Here is a 23,251-nt window from a genome sequence, read left to right as displayed (position 1 = left end):
CGCTTCGGGACGCCCCGGTGGATTCCTCCACCGGGGCGTCTTGCCGTGGGCGCTGCGCATGGCGTGCGTGATGGGCGTGGTGGCGCAATCGGCCGCTGCCGCCGCGCAAAGCGTGGTCTTCATCAACCCCGGCCGGTCCGACGAGCGCTACTGGACCACGGTCAGCGAGGCCATGCAGGACGCGGCCAGCAGCCTGGGCATGCAGCTGCAGGTGCGCTATGCGCAGCGCGACCACCTGCGCCCCATCGAGATCGCGCGGCAGATCGCGGCCCTGCCCAAGGCGCAGCGGCCACGCTACGTGATGTTCACCAACGACTACAGCGTGGCGCCCGAAATCCTGCGCACGCTGGAGGCGGCAGGCATAGACAGCTTCATGGCCTTCAGTGGCGTGCCCGAGACATTGCGCGGCCAGACCGGCGTGGCGCGGGAGCGCTATCGCCACTGGCTGGGCAGCCTGGAGCCGGGCGCCGAAGAGGCCGGCTACCTCACGGCCAAGGCCTTGTTCGCCGCCGCGCGGGCGTCGGGCCACGCGCGTGCGGCCGATGGCCGGCTGCACATGGTGGCCATTGCCGGCGACCGCTCCACGCCCTCGTCGGTGGAGCGCAATGCCGGCATGCGCCGCGCAGCGGCCGAGGCCGGTGACGTGGTGCTGCAGCAGGAAGTCTTTGGCGAATGGCGCCGCGAACGCGCCGAGCAGCAGGCGGCCGTGCTGTTCCAGCGCTATCCCGAAGTGCGCCTGGTGTGGGCCGGCAACGACGAGATGGCCTTTGGCGCCATGCAGGCCTGGCGCGCGCGCGGGGGAGCGCCCGGGCACGATGCCTTCTTCAGTGCCATCAATTCATCGGCCGCCGCCATGACGGCGCTGCGCACGGGCGAGCTGAGCGCGTTGGCGGGCGGCCATTTCCTCACGGGCGCCTGGGCCCTGGTCATGCTGTACGACCATGCGCACGGCAGCGATTTCGCCACCGAAGGGCTGGAGCAGGTGCGGCCCATGTTCGCCTTGCTGGACAAGTCCCAGATCGACCGCTACGAGCACAGGATCAGCGCGCCCCTGGCTCCGCTGGACTTTCGCAGCTACAGCAAGCACCTCAATCCCCGGCTGCGGCGCTACGGATTCGAGTTGAAGCACCTGCTGCGCTGAGCGCCTTCCATGCCCCGCTTCCGTTCGATCGCCTCCTTGCTGATTGTGCGCATCATGCTGCTGGCCGTGGCCTGCATGCTGGTGTTCGGCGGTGCCCACGCCTGGTGGGAGTACCGCAAGGGGCAGCAGGAGTTTCGCCGTTCCATGGAGACGGTGGTGACCAACAGCATGATCTCGCTGTCGGCCGCGCTGTGGGATATAGAGCCTGCCCTGGTGCACGAGCAGGTGCAGTGGCTGGGCCGGCTGCCCCTGGTCGGCCATGTGCAGCTGCGCGTCACCTCCACGGGCGAGATGTACGAGGCCGGCGAGCCCAGGGATGGCCAGGCTCCCGCCGTGTCCATGGCCATTGCGGCGCCCAGGCACAGCCAGTCCAGCCTGCCGCTGGGCGAGTTGCAGGTCTGGGAAAACCGGGGCCACTACCTGGAGGTGCTGCGCGACTCCACGCTGCGCGTGCTGCTGGGCTACGCGCTGTTCACGGCCCTGGTCTGCCTGATGGTGGCCTGGGTGATGCGCCGCGAACTTCGCCAGCCGCTGCAGCAGATTGCAGGCTTTGCGGCCAGCCTCAAGCCCAACGAGCTGTCGCGGCCACTGGTGCTGGAGCGGACCCGGCGCGGCCAGCACGACGAGATCGATCTGGTGGTGCAGGGCTTTGCCCAGCTGCAGCATGACCTGCGCGGCCACATCGAGCATCTGGACCTGCTGGTGGCCCAGCGCACCGGGCAACTGCAGGAGCTGGTGGAAGAGGTCAAGCGCATGTCGCTGACCGACGCGCTGACCGGCTGCCTCAACCGGCGCGCCATGGACGAGCGCCTGGCGGCCGAGGTCGTCCAGAGCCGGGACCGGGGCGCGGCGCTGAGCGTGATGTTCGTGGACGTGGACCACTTCAAGCGGGTGAACGACAGGCACGGCCATGCCGCTGGCGACGCCGCGCTGCGCGAGGTGGCGCTGCGCTGCCAGCGTGCGCTGGAGCTGGATTCGTCGGCGCACTGGATGGCGCGCTACGGCGGGGAGGAGTTCCTGATCGTGATCCCAGGTGTCGCTGCGGCCCGGGCCGGGGCACTGGCCGGTCAACTGCGCGAGACCGTGCGCACCACGCCCGTGCATGTCCACGGGCTGGATCTGATGCTGACGGCCAGCTTTGGCGTGGCCCAATTGCGTGGCGGCGAGGGCGTGCAGCAACTGCTGCAGCGTGCCGATGCCATGCTCTACGAGGCTAAGCACGCCGGGCGCGACTGCGTGCGCGTGGCCGACCCGGCCTGACCTCAGGTCGGGCTCAGAACAGTTCGATGTCGTTGCTGTTCACCTGGGGTGCCAGCAATCCCTGGGTGATCAGGTCGCCGTAGTACCAGGTCTGGTTGCGGCCATGTTCCTTGGCGTGGTAGAGCGCCTGGTCGGCATGCCCCAGAACCTCCACGGGCGCGCCCGTGCCCATGGCGGCAAATCCCGCGCTCACGGTGATGCGGCCGACCTGGGGAAACTCGTAGCTCTCCACATCGTGGCGCAGGCGCTCCAGCGCCTTGCGCGCATTGGCCAGGCTGACCGAGCGCAGCAGCACCACGAACTCCTCTCCGCCGAAGCGGAATACGCGGTCCTTGGCATCGAAGCAGCTGCGCAGGATGTTGGCCACCAGGATCAGCACCTCGTCGCCATACAGATGGCCGAAGCGGTCGTTGATGCGCTTGAAATGGTCGATGTCGATGGCGGCCAGCCACTGGCCCGGAACATCTTGCGTGGCCACGCCAGGCATGGCTGCCGGCGGCTCCTGCAGAGACAGGCGCAGGAACTGCTCGTCGAAGGTCTTGCGGTTGAGCAGGCCGGTCAGCGCGTCGCGCTCGCTGTAGTCCAGCAGGCTCTGGTAGTTGTGATAGACACCGAAGATGCCCTGGATCACATCCAGCCGGCTGGGCGAGAAGGCCGTGGACTGGGCAATCTCCAGGCAGTGGTAGGCCGTCTCCTGGCGCCACAGCGGCAGCCACAGCACATGGCGGCCATCGGGCTGCACGGCCGAGGCGACCAGGGCGCGCTGCTGCAGGGCCTGCTGCAGCGAGGGCATGGAGGACAGCTCCACGCTCTGCGGGTCGTACAGGGCCTCGGCATCGGTGGACATGACCTCATCGCCCTGGCTCCAGGTGCGCGCACGCACGCAGTGCCTGCCGTCAGGCATGGCGAACAGCTCCAGCGCCCGCACCTGCACCACGCCGTTGAGCTTGAACAAGGTGGACAGCACCGAGATTTCCAATCGCAGATGGTCCCGGTGGGCCGTCATCTCGACCAGATTCTGTAGCAATGGCTGCATGCGAGGCCTTGTCTTGGAGGAGGGCGCGACCGGCTCAGCGGCGCTCAAACACCAGATCCCATACGCCGTGGCCCAGGCGGATGCCGCGGTTCTCGAACTTGGTCAGCGGCCGGTAGTCGGGCTTGGCGGCATAGCCTTGTGCCGTGTTGGCCAGCAGTGGCTCGGCGCCCAGCACTTCCAGCATCTGCACTGCGTAGGGTTCCCAGTCGGTGGCGCAGTGGATGTAGCCACCGGGGCGCAGCCGGCGCGCCAGCTTGGCCACCAGAGGCTCCTGGATCAGGCGGCGCTTGTTGTGCTTCTTCTTGTGCCAGGGATCGGGAAAGAAGATGTGCACGCCGTCGAGGCTGGCCTCGGGCAGCATGTTGTCTATGACTTCGACGGCGTCGTGCTGCAGGATGCGGATGTTGGTGATGTCCTGCTCGCCAATGCGCTTGAGCAGGGCGCCCACGCCAGGCTCGTGCACCTCGCAGCATAGGAAGTTGTCGTCGGGGCGCACGCGCGCAATGTGGGCCGTGGCCTCGCCCATGCCGAAGCCGATCTCCAGGATCAGCCGGCCCTGGCGGCCATAGGTGGCTGCTGCGTCCAGCGGCGCGGCCTGGTAGTTGAGCACGAAGCGCGGGCCCAGTTCCTCGAAGGCCTTGGCCTGGCCGGTCGTGGTGCGGCCGGCGCGGCGCACATAGCTCTTGATGGTCTTGGGATGGGCCACGCCCTCGGGCGGCTGGCCGGTACGCGCGGCCGCAGGCGTGGAGGGTGAAGGGCAATCATGCGGCGTGCCGGAGGCAGCGGGCATGGTGTTCGGAATGTCGCCGTCCATGGACTGCTCGGCGTGGGAGGAAGGAATTGGGTTCACGGGCTCAATTGTATGTATGGCGCCAGCTCCGTACCCAGAACTGCAGCGCTTCGCCCAATGCGGTCTGTGGAGAAGGCTGGGGCAGGCCCAGGTGGGTGGCGGCGGTGCGAAGCGTGGCCAGGGGGACGCTCAGGTCCAGGGCGGGGGCGCCGTGCTGCTTGGAAAGTTTCTCGCCGTCAGGCATGAGCACCAGCGGCGTATGCAGGTACTGCGGGGCGGGCAGGCCCAGGGCGCGCTGCAGCAGCATCTGGCGGGGCGTATTGTCGGCGAGGTCGGCGCCGCGCACCACATGGGTGACGCCCTGCAGGCCGTCATCGACGACCACGGCCAGTTGATAGGCCCACAGGCCATCGGCCCGGCGCAGCACGAAGTCGCCGACGCTGTGGATCACGTCCTGTTGCTGGGCGCCCATGCGGCGGTCCTGCCAGCGCAGCACGGGGTGGCGGCCGGCAAAGTGGTCCAGCGCAAAGCGCCAGGCGCGGGGGCTCTTGCCATGCAGGCCGTCGCGGCAGGTGCCGGGGTAGGGGCGCTCCACATGGCGTTCATGGATCCAGCCCAGGCGGTCCCAGGCGGCCTCGATGTCCTTGCGCGTGCAGCCGCAGGGATAGGCCAGGCCGCTGGCCTTGAGCTGCTCCACAGCGGCCTCGTAAAGGGCGCCGCGGCGGGATTGCCAGACCGGCTCCTCGTCGGGCAGCAGGCCGCAGGCGGCGAGCTGGCCCAGGATGGCCATGTCGGCACCGGGCTGGCAGCGCGGGGGGTCTATGTCCTCGATGCGCACCAGCCAGCGCCCGCCGTGGGCCCGGGCATCCAGCCAGCTGGCCAGCGCTGCCACCAGGGAGCCTGCGTGCAGCAGGCCCGTGGGCGAGGGCGCAAAGCGGCCCACATAGGGGGAGGCCGCGGTGGCAATGCCGGGATCGGGGGACTGAGGAACGGCGCAAATCATCGGGGCCGGATGTTAAAGCCTCGCGGCGCCCCTTGCCATGACCTGGGCGCCGGACACTGCCCCGGCTCAGTCCGCAACCATGGCCAGCGCCATCTCCAGCCCCGAGACAAAGGCATCCTCGACACGGCGGCCAATGCACCAGTCGCCGCACAGGCCCAGGCCGGCGTCCTTGTTGCGCAAATGGCTGCTGCCCAGCGGCGACAGGGTCTGGGCATGGGGCCAGAGATAGACGCTGGCATGGCGGGGGGGGATGCGGATGCGCGTGATCTCGCCAAAGGCCTTCTGCATCTTGGCCAGCACGCGGGGCGCGTCGTCGGAGCGGTGCTCCTGGGACCATTGGGGGCTGGCCAGCACGGTCCATCGCTCGCTCTGGGAGCGTCCCGGCTTGGACGATTCGCGCGCCACCCAGACCGCGCGCTCATGGGTGGTACGGGCTGCATTCCACTGTGGGCCCAGGGTGGACAGGCCGGCCTCGGTGGCCATGGGATAGGACAGCGTCAGCGCCCAGCACGGTGCCATCTCCACGGCCGCCATGCCCTGCACCAGCGACAGGGCCAGGGGCGTGGTCTGCAGCAACTGGCGCGCCTGGGGCGCGGGCAGGGCGAGTATCACTTCATCGAATCCGGTGCGGATCTGCGTGGTCGGCTCGGTCGTCTCCACATGCAGGCTCCAGCCGCGCGAGCCGGGCTGGCGTTCGAGCTTGGTCACGCGCTGGCCCAGATGCAGGCGGTCGGCGTCCCACAGCGGCGCGGCCCAGGCCATGGGCAGGGCCTGCATGTCGGGCGTGGCCACCCAATGGGCCTCGGTGGGTGCGGGTGCGGCGCTGGACTGGCGACCCTGCGCATCCAGCACGCGCAGCGTGCTCACGCTCCAGGGGCGACACAGGCCGGGCACGGTCTGCAGGGCCAGCTCGAAGCGCTTGTCGCGCACGGTGAAATACTGCGCGCCGATGTCGAAGGCGCCATGCGCGGCGTTGACCGAGCGCATGCGCCCGCCCACCTGGGGCAGCCGTTCGTAGACATGGACATCGTGGCCGGCCTGCATCAGCGTGCGGGCGCAGGCCAGGCCCGCCATGCCGGCACCGATCACGGCGATGCGGCGCGCGCCGGCCTTGGGGCGCGCCTTGGAGGCTTCGGGGGGCTTGGTGGCCTTTTTCTTGACCGTGGACTTGGAGGCGGCGCGGGAAGCGTTCATGGAGCAGACCTTTGCGGGCAGTGGCAGATTCCGGGAAGCATGTCCTTGCCGGCCTGCTTCGCCGCAGCGGCGGAGCAGGCCGGGACCTGTAACCACTCTACACCCGCACAGACCGCCCGGCGGCGTGCGCCAGCTCAATGTCGGTGATGATTTTCCATGAGAGCGCGGCGCGTGGCGGGGCTTTCCAGTTGCTGCAGCCACCACTGCAGCGCGCGCGGCGGGTCCTGCTGCGGCGGGCAGGACCATGCGTAGTGCATGCGCACATTGCGCGAGGGCCGGGCGACCTGGCGCGTTACCAGCAGGCCGGCCTGCACATAGACGTCGGCCATGAAATGGGGCAGGAAGCCGCAGCCTATGCCGCGCACCTGGGCCTCGATCTTGGCCTGCATGGAGTCCACGGTGAAGATGTCCTGGCCGCTGAGCAGGCCCATGCTGGCGCTGTCGCGCAGGCCTGAATCGGCCACGGCGATGATGCGGTGCTGCAGCAGCGTCGCGTCGGTGATGGGCTCGGGCGCCGTGGCCAGCGGATGGTGGGGCGCCACGGCAAAGACGAAGTCCAGCTCGCCCAGTTCGCAGGCCTGCAGGCCCGCCACGTTGCTGGAGTTGACGGCCACGCCGATGGCCAGGTCGGCGCGGCCCGAGGTCAGCGTCTCCAGCGTGCCGGTGAGGATGCCGTCGCGCAGCTTCAGCCGCGTGGGCGGCTGCATGGCGTAGAAGGCCTCGACCAGTTCCAGCATGGGCGTGCGCGCCACGGCGCCGTCCACCACGATGGTCAGATGCGGCTCCCAGCCCGTGGCCACACGGCGCACGCGGTGGGCCACGGTGTCGATCTCATGCAGCAGCCGGGTGCCTTCGCGCAGCAGTTCCCGGCCGGCCTCGGTGGGCTGGGCGTGGCGCGAGCGGCGGTCGAACAGCAGCACGTCCAGCGCATCCTCGATCTGGCGCACGCGGTAGGTCAGGGCACTTGGCACCAGGCCCAGCTGGCGTGCGGCGGCGGCAAAGCTGCCGGCCTCGGCAATGGCCTGGAGCATGGCCAGGCTGTCGGGAGTGAGCACGTCGCGGGGGCTGGGCATGGGGCGTTATGGATTCAAAAGCTTTGAATGATGCCATCAATCCCGCTGTGCCTGGCCTGCTACAGCGGCTTCTACAGTGGAGCCACCGACGCAAGAGTTTTGAAGATCTGACCAGTTGAAAGGGACATACACATGATCGCCCTGCGCAAATCCCGCGAACGCGGCCATGCCGACCACGGCTGGCTGCGCTCGCACCACAGCTTCTCGTTTGCGGGCTATCACGATCCGCGCCACATGGGCTTTGGCAACCTGCGCGTGATCAATGAAGACCATATCGCCCCGGGCACGGGCTTTGGCGCCCATGGCCACAAGGACATGGAGATCATCAGCTACGTGCTCGAAGGCCGGCTCTCGCACAAGGACAGCATGGGCAATGAGCAGACCATCTCGCCGGGAGAGGTGCAGCGCATGAGCGCCGGCTCGGGCGTGGTCCACAGCGAGCACAACCATGCGCCGGGCCAGACCACGCATTTCCTGCAGATCTGGCTGCTGCCCAGCGAGACGGGCATTGCGCCCGGCTATGCGCAGAAAGCCTTTGCCGACGAGGAAAAGCGCGGCCGGCTGCGCCTGGTGGCCTCGCCCGATGGCGCGGATGGCTCGGTCACCGTCCATGCCGATGCCCGGCTCTATGCCGGCCTGTTCGACGGCGATGAGCACGCCGAAATGGAGCTGCCCTCCGGCCGCAAAACCTATGTGCACCTGGTGCGCGGCGCGCTGAGCGTCAATGGGCAACGGCTGACAACGGGCGATGCGGCCCTTGTGGAGAATGAACCGCGACTGCGCCTGCACGACGGGGAACAGTCCGAGGTCCTGGTGTTCGATCTGCAAGCCTGAGCATTCACGAGGAGTAACCATCATGCTGAACCGTCTGAGCAACCCGCTGGCGCTGGCCGGCCGCATCCTGATCGCGCTGATGTTCGTGCCTGCGGGCTTTCAGAAAATCGGAGGCTTCGCCGGCACGGTGGGCTATGCGGCCTCGGTGGGCATGCCCATGCCGCAGATCGGCGTGGCCGTGGCCCTGGTGGTGGAGATCGTCGGCGGGCTGGCCCTGCTGCTGGGCTGGTGCACGCGCTGGGCGGCCCTGGCGCTGGCCTTCTTCACGCTGGTGGCCAGCTTCTTCTTCCATGCCTACTGGAGCGTGCCGGCCGACGCGGCCATGATGCAGCAGCTGCTGTTCTGGAAGAACATCGCCGTCACGGGCGGCCTGCTGGGCTTTGCCGCCCATGGCGCCGGTGGCTGGAGTGTGGATGCACGGCGCCATTGAGTGGCCCGCGCACTGCCGCCGGCTCCTTTATTTTTGTTAGGCTACCGGCCTGAGTGGGCCCCGCAGCAGCGCTGTGGGGCCTTTTGGCGTGGATGATCGATGAATGTGGCGCCTGCCGGCCTGGAGCCGTGGCCGGCGCCCGAGGATTTCTTGTATGGCAGATATCGTGGTGGTCTACCACTCGGGTTACGGGCACACCCAGCGCATGGCCCAGGCCGTGGCCGATGGCGCGGGTGCGCGCATGCTGGCCATAGACAGCGACGGCCAGCTGCCTGCCGGCGGCTGGGAGCTGCTGGCGGCGGCAGATGCCATCATCTTCGGCTCGCCCACCTACATGGGCGGGCCCAGCTGGCAGTTCAAGCGCTTTGCCGATGCCTCGTCCAAGCCGTGGTTCGTGCAGGCCTGGAAGGACAAGCTGTTCGCCGGCTTCACCAACAGTGCCAGCGTCAACGGCAACAAGCAGACCACGCTGGACTACCTGTTCCAGCTGGCCATGCAGCACGGCGGGCTGTGGGTGGGCAGCGGCATGCTGCCGTCCAACGCGCGCGCCGCGCAGCGCAACGACCTCAACTGGATAGGCGCCTTCAGCGGCGCCATGGCGCAATCGGCCTCGGATGCCTCGGCCGCCGAGATGCTGCCGGGCGACCTGGAGACCGCGCGCCTGTTCGGCGAGCGCGTGGCGCAGCAGGCGCTGCGGTTGATGCGCCAGGCCGGCGCGGCTTGATCGGCCGGCTCCACTGAACCTCACGCACCCAGCCGGTCCAGCAGGCTGTACCAAGCTACCCCTGCCGCTATGTACAACCGTTGCAACCCATGCAGCGGTATCGGCTGAACCGGCGTTACAGGAAAGGGGCATGCCGGCGCATTTCCGCCGGCCATCAGCACGGCCGCCTCCCGCCCCAGCAGGGTAGCCATGGCAATGCCGCGGCCGTTGTAGCCCAGGGCCATGGTGATGCCGGGGGCAGGCTGGTGCAGGTGGGGCATGAAGTCGCGTGTGACGGCGATGCGCCCTGCCCAGCGGTACTCATATTGGAGGGGGCCCAGTCCGGGGAACATCAGCGCCACGGCGCGTTCCAGGTGGGCATAGTCGCCTGCACCCTGCGGGTCCGCAAAATGTCCGCGCCCGCCCATGAGCAGACGGCCTTGTGCGTCCTTGCGAAAGTACAGCAGCAGGCGCTGCGAGGTCGAGCCTGTCTCGCCCCCGGGCAGGATGTGCGCGCCCGCCTTGCCCAGGGGCTGCGTGGCCACGATGAAGCTGTTGGCTGCCAGTACCGTGCGCGCCAGGCCAGGCCACAGGCCATCGGTATAGCCATTGGTGGCCAGCAGCACCTGCCTGGCCAGTATGCGTTGACCCTGGGCCGTGGTGGCGGCCCAATGGTCCGTGCCCTGTCGCTCCAGTGCCAGCACGGGCGATCCGCTGTGGACCTGCGCGCCCAGGGTCTGTGCGGCGCGCACCAGTCCGCGCACGTAGGCCAGGGGCTGTATGGCGCCGGCGCGGCCGTCCAGCCAGCCGCCGGTAAACGCGGGCGTGCCGGTGCGTGCTGCCGTGGCAGTGCGGTCCAGCAGTTCCACGCGCACGCCGCGCCGCTCCCACTGCCGGGCGCGCGCATGCATGCCGTCCACCGCCTGCTGGGTGTATCCGACCTGCAGCCAGCCGGCGCGCACGGGCGCACAGTCGATGCCGTGGCGTTCGATCAACCCGTACACAAGGTCGGCCGAGCGGGAGACGGCGTCGATCAGCCGCTCGCCAAGAGCGGCACCGTGGATGCGCTGCAGTTCGTCGGGGTCGTACTTGAGGGTGGGGTTCACCTGGCCGCCGTTGCGGCCCGACGCGCCCCAGCCGGGAGCATGGGCGTCAAGCACGCACACGCTGGCGCCGCTTTCGGCCAGGTGCAGTGCTGCCGACAGGCCGGTATATCCCGCGCCGATCACCAGCACGTCGGTGGTGGTCAGCGCTGCTGCCAGCGGTGGCGTGGGCGGTGCGGCGGGTGCAGTGGCCGCCCACAGCGATGGCGCTGACGGGTGCGACAGCACGGGGCGTACCGACGAAGACGATGCGATGGAGGCGGTAGCTGCCATCGTCATGCCGCACCTTCTGATGGCGCACAGTGCTGGTGCAGCACGCGCCGCAGGAAGTCCTGCGTGCGTGCATGGCGCGGTGCGCCCAGCACCTGGGCCGAAGGGCCTGCCTCCACGATGGTGCCGCCGTGCAGAAAGCACACGCGGTCGGCCACCTCGCGAGCAAAGGCCATCTCGTGCGTGACCACGATCATCGTCATGCCTTCTTCGGCCAGCTGGCGCATCACGCCCAGCACGTCGCCTACCAGCTCGGGGTCCAGGGCCGAAGTGGGTTCGTCGAACAGCATGGCCTCTGGCTTCATGGCCAGGGCGCGGGCAATGGCCACCCGCTGCTGCTGCCCGCCCGAAAGCTGTGCGGGCCAAGCCTGTGCCTTGTCTGCCAGACCTACCTTGCGCAGCAGCTCCAATGCCTCGGCATGGGCCTGGCCGGGCGCCTGGCCCTTCACATGGATGGGGCCTTCCATCACGTTCTGCACCACGGTGCGGTGCGGGAAGAGGTTGAAGCGCTGGAAGACCATGCCCATGCGGCTGCGCAGCGCGTGGATGAACGGCGCGCGTGTGTCCACGCGCTCACCGAAGGCGCGCACCTCGCCGCCCTGGTACGACTCCAGGCCGTTGATGCAGCGCAGCACCGTGGACTTGCCTGATCCCGAAGGGCCGATCAGACACACCACTTCTCCACGTGCCACGCGCAGGTTGACGCCCCGCAGCACGCGATGCTCGCCGTAGGCCTTTTCCAGGTGATCGATCTCGATCATGGCGACTTCCTTCCCGCTCCAAAGCGCTTCTCCAGACGCCTGAGCCCCCATACCAGCGGCAGGCTCATGGCCAGGTAGAGCAGGGCGACCAGGGTGTAGACCGTCATGTTCTGGAAGGTGGACGCTGCGATCAGCTGGCCCTGGCGCGTCATCTCGGCCACGGTGATGGTGGAGACCAGGGACGAGTCCTTGAGCATCATCACCAGGGTGTTGCCGTAGGGCGGCAGCGCTATGCGGAATGCCTGCGGCAGCACCACGCGGCGCATGAGCAGGGCCGGTCGCATGCCCATGGCCAATGCGGCTTCCCGCTGGCCTGGGTCCACCGCCTCGATGCCGGCGCGGAAGTTTTCTGCCTGATAGGCCGAATAGGCAATGCCCAGGCCGATCACCCCGGCCTGTAAGGCGGTGAGCTGGATGCCGACCTCGGGCAGCACGAAGTAGATGTAGAACAGCTGCACGATGATGGGCAGGCCCCGTATCACATTGACCACGGTCGACGCGGCCCACGAGACGGCGCGCACGGGTGAGAGCTTGCCCAGCGCCAGCACCAGTCCGATCGCGCTGGACAACAGGAACGACAGCGCGGTGACCTGCACCGTGACCACCGCTCCTTGCAGCAGGATGGGCAGGAACTCTCGCGCGTGCTGCACAAATGCTTGCATGGCGTACTTTCCTCGAAGGTGTCATTGCCGTGCATTGCGCGGCAAAGGGGGGTGATGCGCGAGGCGATCCGACGGGCGTCCGATGTCCTCAGATGCCCCACTTCTTGACGATCTGGGCCAGGGTGCCGTCTGCCTTGATGGTGGCGATGGCCTTGTTCAGGCGGGCCAGGGTTTCGGTGTCACCCTTGCGCACCACCAGGCACACATCCCCCACGTTGGAGGGCTTGTAGCTTTCGGCCAGCTTCACGCCCTGGAAGCTGTGCTGGCGTATCTGGTAGGCAATGATGGGCTGGTCGCCCAGCCCTGCCTTGATGCGGCCAAGCGCCAGGTCGCGCGTCATGTCGGCTACCGAGTCGTAGCTGCGCACTTCCCTGAAGATGCCCTTTTTCTGCAGCAGGTCGTAGAACACCGTGCCCACCTGGGCACCGACGACCTCGCCCTTGAGGTCGTCCAATGACACATAGGCCTTGGCATCGTCGGCCTTGACGATCAGGCCCTCGCCGTAGGAGTAGACCGCATCGCTGAAATCGACCACCTGCTGGCGTGCGGCGGTCTTGAGCATGGCCGCCGAGATGATGTCGATCTTGCTGGATGTGAGCGAGGGGATCAGCGCCGCAAAGCTGGTCTGCTGCACATGGGCCTGGAAACCTCCGGCCTTGGCCACGGCCTGCATGGTGTCGACCATCATGCCCTGGATGCTGTTGCTCTTGACGTCCAGAAAGGTGAACGGAATGCCTGTGGGCGTGGCGCCCACGTTGTAGCTGGCCGGGGCGCTGCCGCCTTGCGCCGCAGCCTGCGCGACGGCGCCGGCGGCACACAGGCCCAAGGCGAGGTGGAGGACGCGGCGGACAAAACCTGGCATTGCCTGACTCCTTGGCGTGAACAACGGAAGGAAAGAGCAGGGACAGGTCACCTTGGGGGCTGCCCCTCGCCTGCAGCGAAGAATTCTCGGAACCGTGCCAATGATCAATGTGGATGAATCTTCAAGAAATAAGAGAAAACCACTAAGCAATTCAAAAAAATCGATATGCGATTCTTTTGATGTGGATGCCTATACTTGCCGCCATGCAAGCACCGTCTCAACCCGCTTCGTCACCGATGGATGACGACACCAACCCCCTGTTCAACCAGTCGCTGGAGAAGGGCCTGGCCGTGCTCTGCGCCTTCAGCGCGCAGCACCGGAGCATGACGCTGGCCGATGTGGCCGCCGCTGCGGGCATCAACAAAAGCTCGGCGCAACGCATGGTGTTCACGCTGGAGCAGTTGGGCTATGTCCGCAAGCATCCGCAAACCCGGCGCTACCAGCTCGCGCCGCGCGTCATGCGCGTGGGCTACAACTACCTGGCGGCCAACCCGGTGATCGACCTGGCCAATCCGTATCTTTCGGAACTGACCAAGATCACGACCGAGACCACCTGCCTGACCGAGCCCGACGGGCTGGAGATGGTCTACGTGGCACGCTTCATCAGCGCCCAGTTTGTGCCGGTGCACATGCCCATTGGAAGCCGCATCCCCATGTACTGCACTGCCTCGGGGCGTGCCTGGCTGAGCGCACTGCCCGATGAAGAAGCCCTGGCCCTGCTGCGCCAGAGCGAGCGAACCGCGCACACACGTTTCACCATCACGGACGAGGCCGCCATCCTCGATGAGCTGGCCCAGGCGCGTCAGCGCGGCTATGCCGTCAACCGGGAGGAACTCTTTCTGGGCGACATGACGCTGGGCGCGCCCGTCATCGGCAGCCATGGCCGTCCCGTGGCCGCCGTGCACATCGTCGCGCCGACCAGCCGATGGACGGTGGAGGAGGCGCAGGCCCGCCTGGGCCCAGGGCTGCTGGCCTGCGCCCGCTCGCTCAGCAACTCGGTGCGTGCCCTGGGTTGAACGGCAGCCGATGCTGCAGCCGGTACGGCCGCATTGGTGGTGCACGCCGCAAGCGTGGCGTGCATGCCCCTGGCTTCAGGTCAGGGCTGGGGGATCGGCCTATGCAGACGGAGTCTCCTGGGCCTGCGGATGCTCCAGCTGGGGTGCGGCCGACAGGTCCGCACCCACGGCGCGGCGCTCGTCGAAGACGAAGCAGCCGCCGTCATAGAAGGCGCCGTCGGTCTCCTCGAAGTACTTGAGGATGCCGCCCTCGAGCTGATAGACATGGTCCAGGCCTTCGTCCTGCATGAGGATGGCGGCCTTCTCGCAGCGTATGCCGCCCGTGCAGTAGCTGACCACGGTCTTGCCGGCCAGTTCGGCCTTGTGGGCACGCAGCGCGGGCGGGAATTCGGTGAACTTGGTGATGCGCCAGTCGATGGTGCCCTTGAAGGCGCCGGCATCGACCTCGAAGTCGTTGCGCGTATCCAGCGTCACCACCTCGCGGCCCTCGTCATCGTGGCCCTGCTGCAGCCAGCGGCGCAGCGTGGCGGGGCTGACAGAAGGCGCGCGACCCTCTGCCGGGCGGATGGTGGGGTGGTCCATGCGGATGATCTCGCGCTTGACCTTGACCAGCATCTTGCGGAAAGGAACGGTGTCGGACCAGCTTTCCTTGGGGGTCAGGTCGGCAAAGCGCTCATCGCTGCGCAACTGATCGACGAAGCTGTGCACCGCCTGGGCGGGGCCTGCCAGGAAGAAGTTGATGCCTTCCTCGGCCAGCAGGATGGTGCCCTTGAGCGCCAGGGCCTGGGCGCGTTCGGCCAGGGTGTCGCGCAGCGCCGCTGCGTCGGGCAGCGGCGTGAACTTGTAGCAGGAAATATTGAGGATATCGGGCACAGGCAGGCAGGCGGGGGCGGCAAGGGCCGCAGGTTGGATCGGGTCGCCGGCGAGGGGCGGCCCGATCAGCCGCCCGACACCAGCAGGGCCTTGATTTTATTGGCCAGCTGGGCCACGGCCAGCGAAGCCGGTGCACCGGGCATGGATTGCAGCAGCAACTGGCGTCGCATCACGGCCTCGCGCACGGCCGGGTCGGAGGGAATGTCGCCCAGGTGCGTGAGCCGCAATGGCTCGCCGGAGGCCGTGCTGACAAAGCGGTTGAGCACCTGCTGGAGCTGACCCGTGATGGCGCGGCCATCGCCGGGACGCGCGGCCTGGTTGATGGCCAGGCGGATCTGCTGGCGCTTTTGCTGAATGGCAAGCACCTTGATGGCTGCATAGGCATCGGTCAGCGAGGTGGGCTCGGGCGTGGCGATGACCAGCACTTCGGTGGCCATGGACACCGAGAACAGCACCACGTCGGAGATGCCCGCGCCCGTGTCCAGCAGCACGATGTCGTAGCGAGGAGCCAGCGTCTCGATGGTGTGCGTGAACTGCTGGCGGATCTCGGGCGTGAGCCGCGAGTACTCGATCATCCCCGAGCCGGCCAGCAGCACCGAGTAGCCGCCGGGGGCGGGCAGGATGGCTTCCTCCAGCGTGGAACGGCCGGTGAACACATCGTGCAGCGTGACCTTGGGGTAGAGGTTGAGCACCACGTCCAGGTTGGCCAGGCCCAGGTCGGCATCGAGCACCAGGACCTTGAGGCCATGGCGTGTCAGCGCTGCGGCCAGGTTGGCCGAAACGAAGGTCTTGCCCACGCCGCCCTTGCCGCTGGTCACGGCGATGATGTGTCCGCGCGGCTTGGCGCGCACGGCATCGCTCATCGAAACGGCAGCGGGCAGGGAGGGGTGGGGAATGGCGTTGTCGCTTACCACCGGGCTATCAGCGGAGTCCATCTTCGGGGTCCACATCGGTTGCAATATCTGGATTCAGCCCATTGTCAAACGGGGAGGGGGCATACAAAGGTCCGAAAAGCAGGCTTTTTTCCTCCGCGCTTACCGTACTGTCTGGTTGTTCTTCAATGTGCACGCGGTTGCGGCCGGCAGACTTGGCCAGGTACAACTGTTTGTCGGCACGCTCGGTCCACAAGGTCGTGGTGCTGCGTATCCACTGCAGCGCATAGGCGCCGCCGATGCTGATGGTGATCTGCAGTGTCAACGTGGGTGAGATGACCACCGGCATGCGCTCGATGGCGCTGCGTATGCGCTCGGCCACGGACAGGCCGAACGTCGCAGGGCAGGCCGGCAGCACGATGGCGAACTCCTCGCCTCCGTAGCGGGCCAGCGTGTCCATGGGGCGCACGCAACTGGTCAGGGTTCGGGCCACCGACTGCAGAACCCGGTCGCCGACGATGTGGCCGTGCTGGTCGTTGATCTGCTTGAAATGGTCGATGTCCAGCATCAGCATCAGCGCCGCTTCGCCCGAGCGCGCCACGCGGTCGATCTCGCGCTCGGCAATGGTGCGGAAATGGCGGCGATTGGCCAGCCCCGTGAGCGGGTCGCGCAGCGACAGCGAACACAGTTCGTCGATCAGCGCCTGCAGGTATCGCGTCGGCGAATCCGTGGGCAAATGGACCGCCCCGCCAGCGTGGGTAACCAGCGCGTGGGCTGTGGCCAGGCGCAGGTCGCGCAGGTATACGGATTGGTGGGAGGCGGGGGCAGTCACAGAGGGCTGAATCAAAAGCCGGTGAAGTGTATCAGTGTGTAGGCTCAATTGTCGCCGCGCCGGCGTCGACTTTTGCACCATCGCTGGTAACAGATGTTGATCCCGGCCGAGATATGAAGGGCGGCAGGGCCAGCGCGGCGAGGAATTCCGCATCGGTGCGGTACAGCCGCAGGTGCGGCCCGCGGTGCAGGGCGCCGGCGCGCAGCAGCACCTGCTCGGCCGGCAACTTCAGGCCCACCACGTGCAGCACGCCGCTGCGCTTGGCCACCAGCAGTTGCAGGCGCACGAAGGTCTCCACGCCCGTCACGTCGATGCGGTTGATGGGCTGGGCCAGCAGGCACAGGTGGTGCGTCTCGGGGCGCAGCGCCCATTCGTCGCCGATGCGTCGCTCCAGGGCCGAGGCCGAGCCGAAGTCCAGCTCGGCATCCATGCGCAGGGCCAGCAGGCCTGGCGCCAGCGGAGGCAGCTGCCAGAGGTTGCGGTCGCGCAGGCTGCCATCAGGATGCTGGCCCACCTCGATGATGCGCGGGTGCAGGCGCTGGTAGAGGAAGTAGCCCAGGCTCAGCACGATGCCCGCGAACACGCCCCAGTACATGCGCGGCGCCGTGACGATGGTCAGCAGCAGCGTGGCCAGGGCAATGCTGCCCTCCACGCGCGACACCTTGAACAGCTGCAGCAGCACACGCGGCTTGACGAGGTTGACCACGGCCGTGATCACGATGGCCGCCAGCGCCGCCTTGGGCACGTGGTACAGCGCCGGGATGAACCACATCACCACGATGACCACCAGCAGGATGGAGAACACGTTGGACCATCCCGTCTTGGCGCCGGCCAGCAGGTTCACGGCCGAGCGCGAGAACGAGGCGCTGGTGGCAAAGCTGCCGAACAGGCCCGCACTGATCTTGGACAGGCCCTGGGCGACCAGGTCCTGGTTCTCGTTCCAGCGCGTGCCGGCCTGCTGGTGCTCCACCTGGGCGCTGGAGGCCGTCTCCAGAAAGCTCACCAGCGAGATCACCAGCACCGGCATCACCAGGGCGCCGAACTCGTCCCAGCTCAGCAGCCCCGGCAGCTGGAAGCTGGGCAGGCCCGCGGGCAGATGGCCGACCACGGCGCCGCCGTCGTCGGCAAAGTCCGTGGCCCAACTGATCACGCCGGTCAGCGCGATGATGAAGATGGCCGAGGGAAAGGCCGCACGCCAGCGCTTGGCGAGCACGAGCAAGGCAATGCTGGCCATGCCGTAGACGATGGACTGCCAGTCGAAAAGCTGCAGCGACGGCGTGTTCCAGACGGCACCCCAGGTCGAGCGCAGGCCCAGCAGCGTGGGCAGCTGCGAGGCCAGGATCAGCAGCGCCGCAGCCTGCGTGAAGCCCGTGAGCACGGGCGAGGTCACCAGGTTGAGCAGCCAGCCGGCGCGCATCAGCCCCAGCGACCACTGCACCAGGCCCGACAGAATCGCCATCCATGCGGCCAGCGCCACCCAGTGCGCGGAGCCGGGCTCGGCCAGGCCCGTGAGCGAGGCGCCGATCAGCAGCGCGCTCAGGGCCGTGGGTCCCACGCCCAGACGGGGCGAGCCGCTGAACAGCACGGCCACCAGGGCCGGAACGATGGATGCGTAAATGCCCGTGATCAGCGGCATGCCCGCAAGGGCGGCATAGGCCACGCCCTGGGGCAGAAGCATCAGACCAACGGTGAGACCTGCCCAGAACTCCCCGCGCAGCACGGCTGCCGAAGGTTTGGGCCATGCCAGGAAGGGAAACCAGCGCGCCAGGGAATGCATGGCCGCTATTGTCATGCTAACTGGATGGTGCCGGGATGTTCGGGCTTGTCCTACAGGCGCTTGCGTCGGCGTCGTATGGGTTTGTCCCAGGGCCCTCAATAAAGTCGAGGCCTGTGTTGACCGACTCACAACTATTCAAGGAGTAACCGCATGACTTTCATCACCCAACGCTGCTGCCAGATCCTCGCCGTGTCTGCCCTGGCCTTCGGCCTTGCCGCCTGCGGCAAGACCGAAGACACTGCGGGCCAGAAGCTCGACTCTGCGGTTCAGCAGTCCCAGCAGGCCGCGCAAAGCGCCGGCCAGAAGATCGACAACGCCATGAGCAGCGCCGGCACCAAGATCGAGGAAGGTGCTGCCAAGGCCGAAGCGGCCACCAACAACGCCATGAGCCAAGCAGGCGCCGCACTCGACGACGCCGGCATCACCGCCCAGATCAAGGCCGACCTGATCAAGGAGCCCGATATCTCCGCCCTCAAGATCGACGTGGACACCAAGGCAGGCGCCGTGACGCTGACCGGCTCGGTCCCCAGCGAAGCACTCAAGATGCGCGCAGGCGACATTGCCAAGTCCGTCAAGGGCGTGAACAACGTCAGCAACATGCTGGAGATCAAGGCCAGCTGATCGCAGCCACCGGCTCCGTTGCCCTTGTGAAAACCAGGCGGATTCCCCGCCTGGTTTTTTTATGCCTGAACGCTGCAGCCCAGCGCATAAGATGCGCTGCATGAGCACACCCGACCTGCAGATCAGCACCCATCTCATCCACCATCCCTACCAGCCGCCCGAGGGCTTTGTTGCGCCGCAGCCGCCCGTGCACAAGGCCTCGACGGTGATCTTCGAGAACGTGGCGGCCATGCGCCGCCGCCAGTGGCTGGACAAGAGCAGCTATACCTACGGCCTGCACGGCACGCCCACCACCTTCTTGCTGGAAGAGCGCCTGAGCGCGCTGGAAGGCGGCCTGCAGTGCCTGCTGGTACCCAGCGGCCTGGCTGCGATTGCGACCACCTCCCTGGCCCTGCTGCGCACCGGCGACGAGATGCTGCTGCCCGACAACGCCTACGGCCCCAACAAGACCCTGAGCGAGGGCGAGCTGGCCCATTTCGGCGTGCGCCACCAGTGCTATGACGCCATGGATGTTGCCGACCTCGAAGCCAAAATCACGCCCAAGACGCGGCTGGTCTGGCTGGAGGCGCCGGGCTCGGTGACCATGGAGTTCCCCGACCTCATCGCCATGGTGAGCCTGTGCCGCGAGCGGGGCATCACCACCGTGCTGGACAACACCTGGGGCGCGGGCCTGGCCTTCAACCCCTTCGATCTGCTGGCCGATGGAACGCACAGCCTGGGCGTGGATGCCACCGTGCATGCGCTGACCAAGTACCCCAGCGGCGGTGGCGACGTGCTCATGGGCAGCATCATCACGCGCGACCAGGCGCTGCACATGCGCATCAAGCTGGCGCACATGCGCCTGGGCCTGGGCGTGGGCGGCAACGACACCGAGGCCGTGCTGCGCTCCCTGCCCAGCATCGCGCTGCGCTACCACGCCCAGGACCGCGCCGCGCGCGAGCTGGCGCGCTGGCTGCAGCAGCAGCCGGCCGTGGCCCAGGTGCTGCACCCGGCGCTGGAAGGCGCTCCGGGCCACGAGAACTGGAAGGCGCTGTGTGGCGCAGCCGCAGGCGGCGAGGGCGTGGCCGCCGGCCTGTTCAGCGTGGTCATCGATCCGCGCCACGGCCAGCAGGCCGTGGACCGCTTCTGCGACAGCCTGCGCCTGTTCAAGATCGGCTACAGCTGGGGCGGTCCCATCAGCCTGGTCGTGCCCTATGAGCTGTCGTCCATGCGCAGCTGCCCCACGCCCCAGCTGCGCAGCGGCACCGTGGTGCGCTTTGCCATCGGCCTGGAAGCGGTGCAGGACCTGCGTGCCGACCTGGAGCAGGCCCTGGCCGCCGCGTTTGCATAGTTGAGCGCCAGGCGCAGGTGACATCTGCCTGTCACCTGCGCCGCCGATGCTCGCTGGCTTCATACCACCCCACGGAGGCCTTCGGGCCCCGGTCCAGCATGAAGCACAAAGAGAGCATCACCAACATCCTGCAGCAGGCGAAAGCCGGCTCCCGCGAATCCGGCCTCGTGGCCAGCCGCCGCCATTTCGTGCGCGGCATGGGCGCCTCGGCCCTGGCGCTGCCACTGGCTGGCTGCGGCGGGTCGGATGGCGACAGCCGCATTCCCGTCGAGTTCCGCCACGGCGTGGCCAGCGGCGACCCGTTGAGTGACCGCGTCATCCTCTGGACCCGCGTGACGCCGCCGCAGGGCCATTCCAGCGACATCGAGGTGGAGTGGGAAGTGGCATCGGACGCCGACTTCAAGACCCTCGTGACTTCGGGCAAGGCCATGGCGCGCGCCACCCAGGATTTCACCTTCAAGGCCGATGCCACGGGCCTCAGGCCCGCCACGCGCTACCACTACCGCTTTCGCTGCCAGGGCATGACCAGCGCCACGGGCCGCACGCGAACCCTGCCCGTGGGCGCCGTGCAGCAGGTCAAGCTGGCCGTGTTTTCCTGCGCCAACTACCCGGCCGGCTACTTCAATGTCTACGCGCATGCGGCGCGCCAGGGCGACCTGGACGCCACCGTGCATCTGGGCGACTACATCTACGAATATGCGCGCGGCGGCTATGCCAACGGCAAGGCCGAAGCCATGCAGCGCCAGAGCCTGCCGGCCAACGAAATCGTCAGCCTGGCCGACTACCGCCAGCGCCATGCCCAGTACAAGAGCGATGCCGACCTGCAGGCCCTGCATGCGGCAGCGCCCATGATTGCGGTCTGGGACGACCACGAAGTCTCCAATGACACCTGGATGCACGGCGCCGAGAACCACCAGCCGGCCACCGAAGGCGACTTCGAGCTGCGCAAGGTGGCCGCGCTCAAGGCCTATCACGAGTGGATGCCCACGCGCAACGCACAGCCCGAGATCATCTACCGCAGCTTCGCCTTCGGCGACCTGCTGGCGCTGCACATGCTGGACACGCGCGTCATCGGCCGCGACGAACAGCTGGACTACGCCGACTATTTCACGGCCCAGGGGCTGGACGCGGCGCGCTTTTCCTCCGACATGTCCAATCCCGCACGCCAGCTCATGGGCGCCACGCAGACCCAGTGGCTTGGCCAGCAGATGGCGGCCTCGCAGGCCACCTGGCAGGTGCTGGGCCAGCAGGTGCTGATGGGGCGCATGGAGCTGCCGGCGCCCTTGCTGATGGACATCCTCAGCCCCGGCAGCGGTGTCTCGCTGCCGGCCTACGCGGCGCTGCTGGCCAAGGCCCAGGCCAACCCGGCCAGCCTGACGGCGGCGGAAAAGGCCATCCTGGCCCAGCCCAGCATTCCCTACAACCTCGATGCCTGGGACGGCTACGCCGTGGCTCGCGAGACCGTGCTGGCCACGGCGCGCAGCCTGGGCAAGAACCTGGTCGTGCTGGCCGGTGACACCCACAACGCCTGGGCCAGCGAGCTGCGCGACCGCAGCGGGCAGGGCGTGGGCGTGGAGTTCGCCACCTCGTCCGTCAGCTCGCCCGGCTTCGAGGACTACCTGCCCGGCCAGGATCCGGCCCAGTTGCGTGGCGCGCTGCTGCAGTTCATCAACACGCTCAAGTACTGCGATACCTCCCGCCGCGGCTACATGATCGTCACGGCAACCCCCCAGGCCTGCCAGGCCGAATGGATCTATGTGGATACGGTGTTCAGCCGCCAGTACCAGACCGTGCGGGACGCGGCCTGGAAGGTGCTGCCCGGCCAGCCGGGCAAGCTGGTGCAGGCCTGAGGGCGGACCGGGGTGCGGGTCTGCGCGGTCTGGGCGGGGGCCCTCGGTAGTTTCCGCCATGGCAGCGCGGCCATGGCTGCGCTAACTTGGGGCTCGCTGATCCAGGAGGTCCAGGCATGCAGGCATCCCCCGCTCCCGAGAAAGCTTCCGACCACCCGGCTGGCGCGCTGCAGGTGCAACCGCTGCGCATGGCCGATCCCTGGCGCTGGCTGGCGCTGGGCTGGCGCGATCTGCGGCGGGCGCCGGGCGTTGCGCTGTTCTATGGCCTGTGCTTCTGGGCCATGGCCCTGCTCATCGGCTGGGTGTTCCGTGCCAGCCCTGAATACAGCATGGCCATGGCCAGCGGCTGTCTGCTCATCGGCCCCTTCCTGGCCATGGGCCTGTACGACACCAGCCGCAGGCTGGAGCGGGGATTGCCGCCGGAGCTTGGCAGCTCGCTGACCTGCTGGGACACGCAAATGGGCAGCATGGGCATGCTGGTCATGGTTTTGCTGGTGCTGGAAATGCTCTGGGCGCGCGCCTCCATGGTGGTGTTTGCCGTGTTCTTCGATACCGGCATGCCCACCACGGCCGGCATGCTGCAGGCCGTGACACGGCCGGAGAATTGGGAGTTCCTGGCGATCTACGTGCTGGTCGGCGGCGCCTTCGCGGCCCTGGTGTTCGCCAGCATGGTGGTGGCGCTGCCGGCCATGCTGGACCGGGGCAGCGATGCGCTGACGGCCTGCATCACCAGCATGCGCGTGGTCGGCCTCAACCTGGCCGTCATGCTGCAATGGGCCGCGATCATCACCGTGCTGGTGGCTGCTGCGCTGTGGTGGCACGGCGTGGGCCTGCTGCTGGTGGGGCCTTTGCTGGGCTGCGCCAGTTGGCATGCTTACCGCTGCAGCGTGGGTGAATCTGCCGACCCTGCGTCCCCCCTATCCTGAGGTTTTACGGCCGGGCCCCGTCTTGCGGCTAC

Annotated in this window: 23 protein-coding genes; 10 read left to right on the top strand and 13 right to left on the bottom strand. The window is 67.7% G+C overall.

What is annotated here, in order from left to right:
- Window positions 1-58 precede the first annotated feature (58 nt).
- Both AC5I49_RS26610 and AC5I49_RS26605 read left to right on the top strand, forming a co-directional pair.
- Window positions 59-1,141, top strand: a complete 1,083-nt coding sequence (locus tag AC5I49_RS26610) for an ABC transporter substrate-binding protein (protein ID WP_016447178.1) — start codon at window positions 59-61, stop codon at window positions 1,139-1,141.
- Between the two features lie 9 nt (window positions 1,142-1,150).
- Complete coding sequence (locus AC5I49_RS26605; RefSeq protein WP_209669008.1) at window positions 1,151-2,401, top strand: GGDEF domain-containing protein; 1,251 nt, start codon at window positions 1,151-1,153, stop codon at window positions 2,399-2,401.
- A gap of 13 nt (window positions 2,402-2,414) precedes the next feature.
- Here the strand turns inward: AC5I49_RS26605 and AC5I49_RS26600 are convergent, their stop codons facing one another.
- The 5 genes from AC5I49_RS26600 to AC5I49_RS26580 form a co-directional block, all read right to left on the bottom strand.
- Window positions 2,415-3,437: a GGDEF domain-containing protein gene (locus AC5I49_RS26600; protein ID WP_016447176.1), complete on the bottom strand. Its 1,023-nt coding sequence runs from the start codon at window positions 3,435-3,437 to the stop codon at window positions 2,415-2,417.
- Between the two features lie 34 nt (window positions 3,438-3,471).
- Complete coding sequence (gene trmB, locus AC5I49_RS26595) at window positions 3,472-4,227, bottom strand: tRNA (guanosine(46)-N7)-methyltransferase TrmB (RefSeq protein WP_197065211.1); 756 nt, start codon at window positions 4,225-4,227, stop codon at window positions 3,472-3,474.
- 64 nt (window positions 4,228-4,291) lie between these two features.
- Window positions 4,292-5,230, bottom strand: coding sequence for a tRNA glutamyl-Q(34) synthetase GluQRS (gene gluQRS / locus AC5I49_RS26590; RefSeq protein WP_495790131.1), 939 nt, complete (start codon window positions 5,228-5,230; stop codon window positions 4,292-4,294).
- A gap of 66 nt (window positions 5,231-5,296) precedes the next feature.
- The gene (locus AC5I49_RS26585; protein WP_016447173.1) at window positions 5,297-6,424 is read right to left on the bottom strand and encodes an NAD(P)/FAD-dependent oxidoreductase; all 1,128 of its coding nucleotides are present in this window, start codon (window positions 6,422-6,424) and stop codon (window positions 5,297-5,299) included.
- 134 nt (window positions 6,425-6,558) lie between these two features.
- Window positions 6,559-7,497, bottom strand: coding sequence for a LysR family transcriptional regulator (locus AC5I49_RS26580; RefSeq protein ID WP_016447172.1), 939 nt, complete (start codon window positions 7,495-7,497; stop codon window positions 6,559-6,561).
- Between the two features lie 132 nt (window positions 7,498-7,629).
- Here AC5I49_RS26580 and AC5I49_RS26575 point away from each other — a divergent pair, with 132 nt between their 5' ends.
- The 3 genes from AC5I49_RS26575 (at window position 7,630) to AC5I49_RS26565 (ending at window position 9,485) form a co-directional block, all read left to right on the top strand.
- Window positions 7,630-8,331 carry a pirin family protein gene (locus tag AC5I49_RS26575; RefSeq protein WP_016447171.1) on the top strand — a complete coding sequence of 234 codons (702 nt, stop codon included), beginning with the start codon at window positions 7,630-7,632 and terminating at the stop codon, window positions 8,329-8,331.
- 22 nt (window positions 8,332-8,353) lie between these two features.
- Window positions 8,354-8,761: a DoxX family protein gene (locus AC5I49_RS26570; RefSeq protein ID WP_016447170.1), complete on the top strand. Its 408-nt coding sequence runs from the start codon at window positions 8,354-8,356 to the stop codon at window positions 8,759-8,761.
- A 154-nt stretch (window positions 8,762-8,915) separates the two neighbouring features.
- Complete coding sequence (locus AC5I49_RS26565) at window positions 8,916-9,485, top strand: flavodoxin family protein (RefSeq protein ID WP_016451661.1); 570 nt, start codon at window positions 8,916-8,918, stop codon at window positions 9,483-9,485.
- 20 nt (window positions 9,486-9,505) lie between these two features.
- Here AC5I49_RS26565 and AC5I49_RS26560 read toward each other — a convergent pair whose 3' ends face one another.
- From AC5I49_RS26560 to AC5I49_RS26545, 4 genes are all read right to left on the bottom strand, one after another.
- A complete protein-coding gene (locus AC5I49_RS26560; RefSeq protein WP_495790141.1) occupies window positions 9,506-10,840 on the bottom strand; it encodes an NAD(P)/FAD-dependent oxidoreductase in 1,335 nt (444 codons plus the stop codon).
- Window positions 10,841-10,842: 2 nt separating this feature from the next.
- On the bottom strand, window positions 10,843-11,598 hold the full coding sequence (locus tag AC5I49_RS26555; protein WP_017403905.1) for an amino acid ABC transporter ATP-binding protein: 756 nt from the start codon (window positions 11,596-11,598) through the stop codon (window positions 10,843-10,845).
- Complete coding sequence (ehuD, locus tag AC5I49_RS26550; RefSeq protein ID WP_495790130.1) at window positions 11,595-12,260, bottom strand: ectoine/hydroxyectoine ABC transporter permease subunit EhuD; 666 nt, start codon at window positions 12,258-12,260, stop codon at window positions 11,595-11,597. Before ehuD ends, AC5I49_RS26555 begins: the two co-directional genes overlap by 4 nt.
- An 88-nt stretch (window positions 12,261-12,348) precedes the next feature.
- Window positions 12,349-13,122 carry an ABC transporter substrate-binding protein gene (locus AC5I49_RS26545; RefSeq protein WP_026062005.1) on the bottom strand — a complete coding sequence of 258 codons (774 nt, stop codon included), beginning with the start codon at window positions 13,120-13,122 and terminating at the stop codon, window positions 12,349-12,351.
- A 236-nt stretch (window positions 13,123-13,358) separates the two neighbouring features.
- Between AC5I49_RS26545 and AC5I49_RS26540 the strand changes: the two genes are divergently transcribed.
- Entirely contained in the window at window positions 13,359-14,138 is a 780-nt protein-coding gene (locus tag AC5I49_RS26540) for an IclR family transcriptional regulator (protein ID WP_016447164.1), read from the top strand.
- A 99-nt stretch (window positions 14,139-14,237) separates the two neighbouring features.
- Here the strand turns inward: AC5I49_RS26540 and AC5I49_RS26535 are convergent, their stop codons facing one another.
- From AC5I49_RS26535 to AC5I49_RS26520, 4 genes are all read right to left on the bottom strand, one after another.
- The gene (locus AC5I49_RS26535; RefSeq protein ID WP_016447163.1) at window positions 14,238-15,011 is read right to left on the bottom strand and encodes a sulfurtransferase; all 774 of its coding nucleotides are present in this window, start codon (window positions 15,009-15,011) and stop codon (window positions 14,238-14,240) included.
- Window positions 15,012-15,076: 65 nt separating this feature from the next.
- A complete protein-coding gene (locus AC5I49_RS26530; protein ID WP_016447162.1) occupies window positions 15,077-15,946 on the bottom strand; it encodes a MinD/ParA family protein in 870 nt (289 codons plus the stop codon).
- Window positions 15,933-16,715, bottom strand: coding sequence for a GGDEF domain-containing protein (locus AC5I49_RS26525; RefSeq protein ID WP_017403908.1), 783 nt, complete (start codon window positions 16,713-16,715; stop codon window positions 15,933-15,935). The genes AC5I49_RS26530 and AC5I49_RS26525 overlap by 14 nt, the downstream gene beginning before the upstream one ends.
- A 31-nt stretch (window positions 16,716-16,746) precedes the next feature.
- Entirely contained in the window at window positions 16,747-18,492 is a 1,746-nt protein-coding gene (locus tag AC5I49_RS26520; RefSeq protein WP_016447160.1) for a SulP family inorganic anion transporter, read from the bottom strand.
- A gap of 150 nt (window positions 18,493-18,642) precedes the next feature.
- Between AC5I49_RS26520 and AC5I49_RS26515 the strand changes: the two genes are divergently transcribed.
- The 4 genes from AC5I49_RS26515 (at window position 18,643) to AC5I49_RS26500 (ending at window position 23,219) form a co-directional block, all read left to right on the top strand.
- On the top strand, window positions 18,643-19,113 hold the full coding sequence (locus AC5I49_RS26515) for a BON domain-containing protein (protein WP_016447159.1): 471 nt from the start codon (window positions 18,643-18,645) through the stop codon (window positions 19,111-19,113).
- Window positions 19,114-19,213: 100 nt separating this feature from the next.
- Window positions 19,214-20,443, top strand: a complete 1,230-nt coding sequence (locus tag AC5I49_RS26510) for a PLP-dependent transferase (RefSeq protein WP_016447158.1) — start codon at window positions 19,214-19,216, stop codon at window positions 20,441-20,443.
- 98 nt (window positions 20,444-20,541) lie between these two features.
- Entirely contained in the window at window positions 20,542-22,293 is a 1,752-nt protein-coding gene (locus AC5I49_RS26505; RefSeq protein WP_074921312.1) for an alkaline phosphatase D family protein, read from the top strand.
- A 116-nt stretch (window positions 22,294-22,409) separates the two neighbouring features.
- Entirely contained in the window at window positions 22,410-23,219 is an 810-nt protein-coding gene (locus AC5I49_RS26500; protein ID WP_047327361.1) for a DUF2189 domain-containing protein, read from the top strand.
- The last annotated feature ends 32 nt before the right edge of the window (window positions 23,220-23,251 follow it).

Source organism: Delftia sp. (assembly GCF_059499305.1).
The sequence above is the reverse complement of the archived record's forward strand: the minus strand, read 5'-3'. Positions and strand labels throughout refer to the sequence as shown.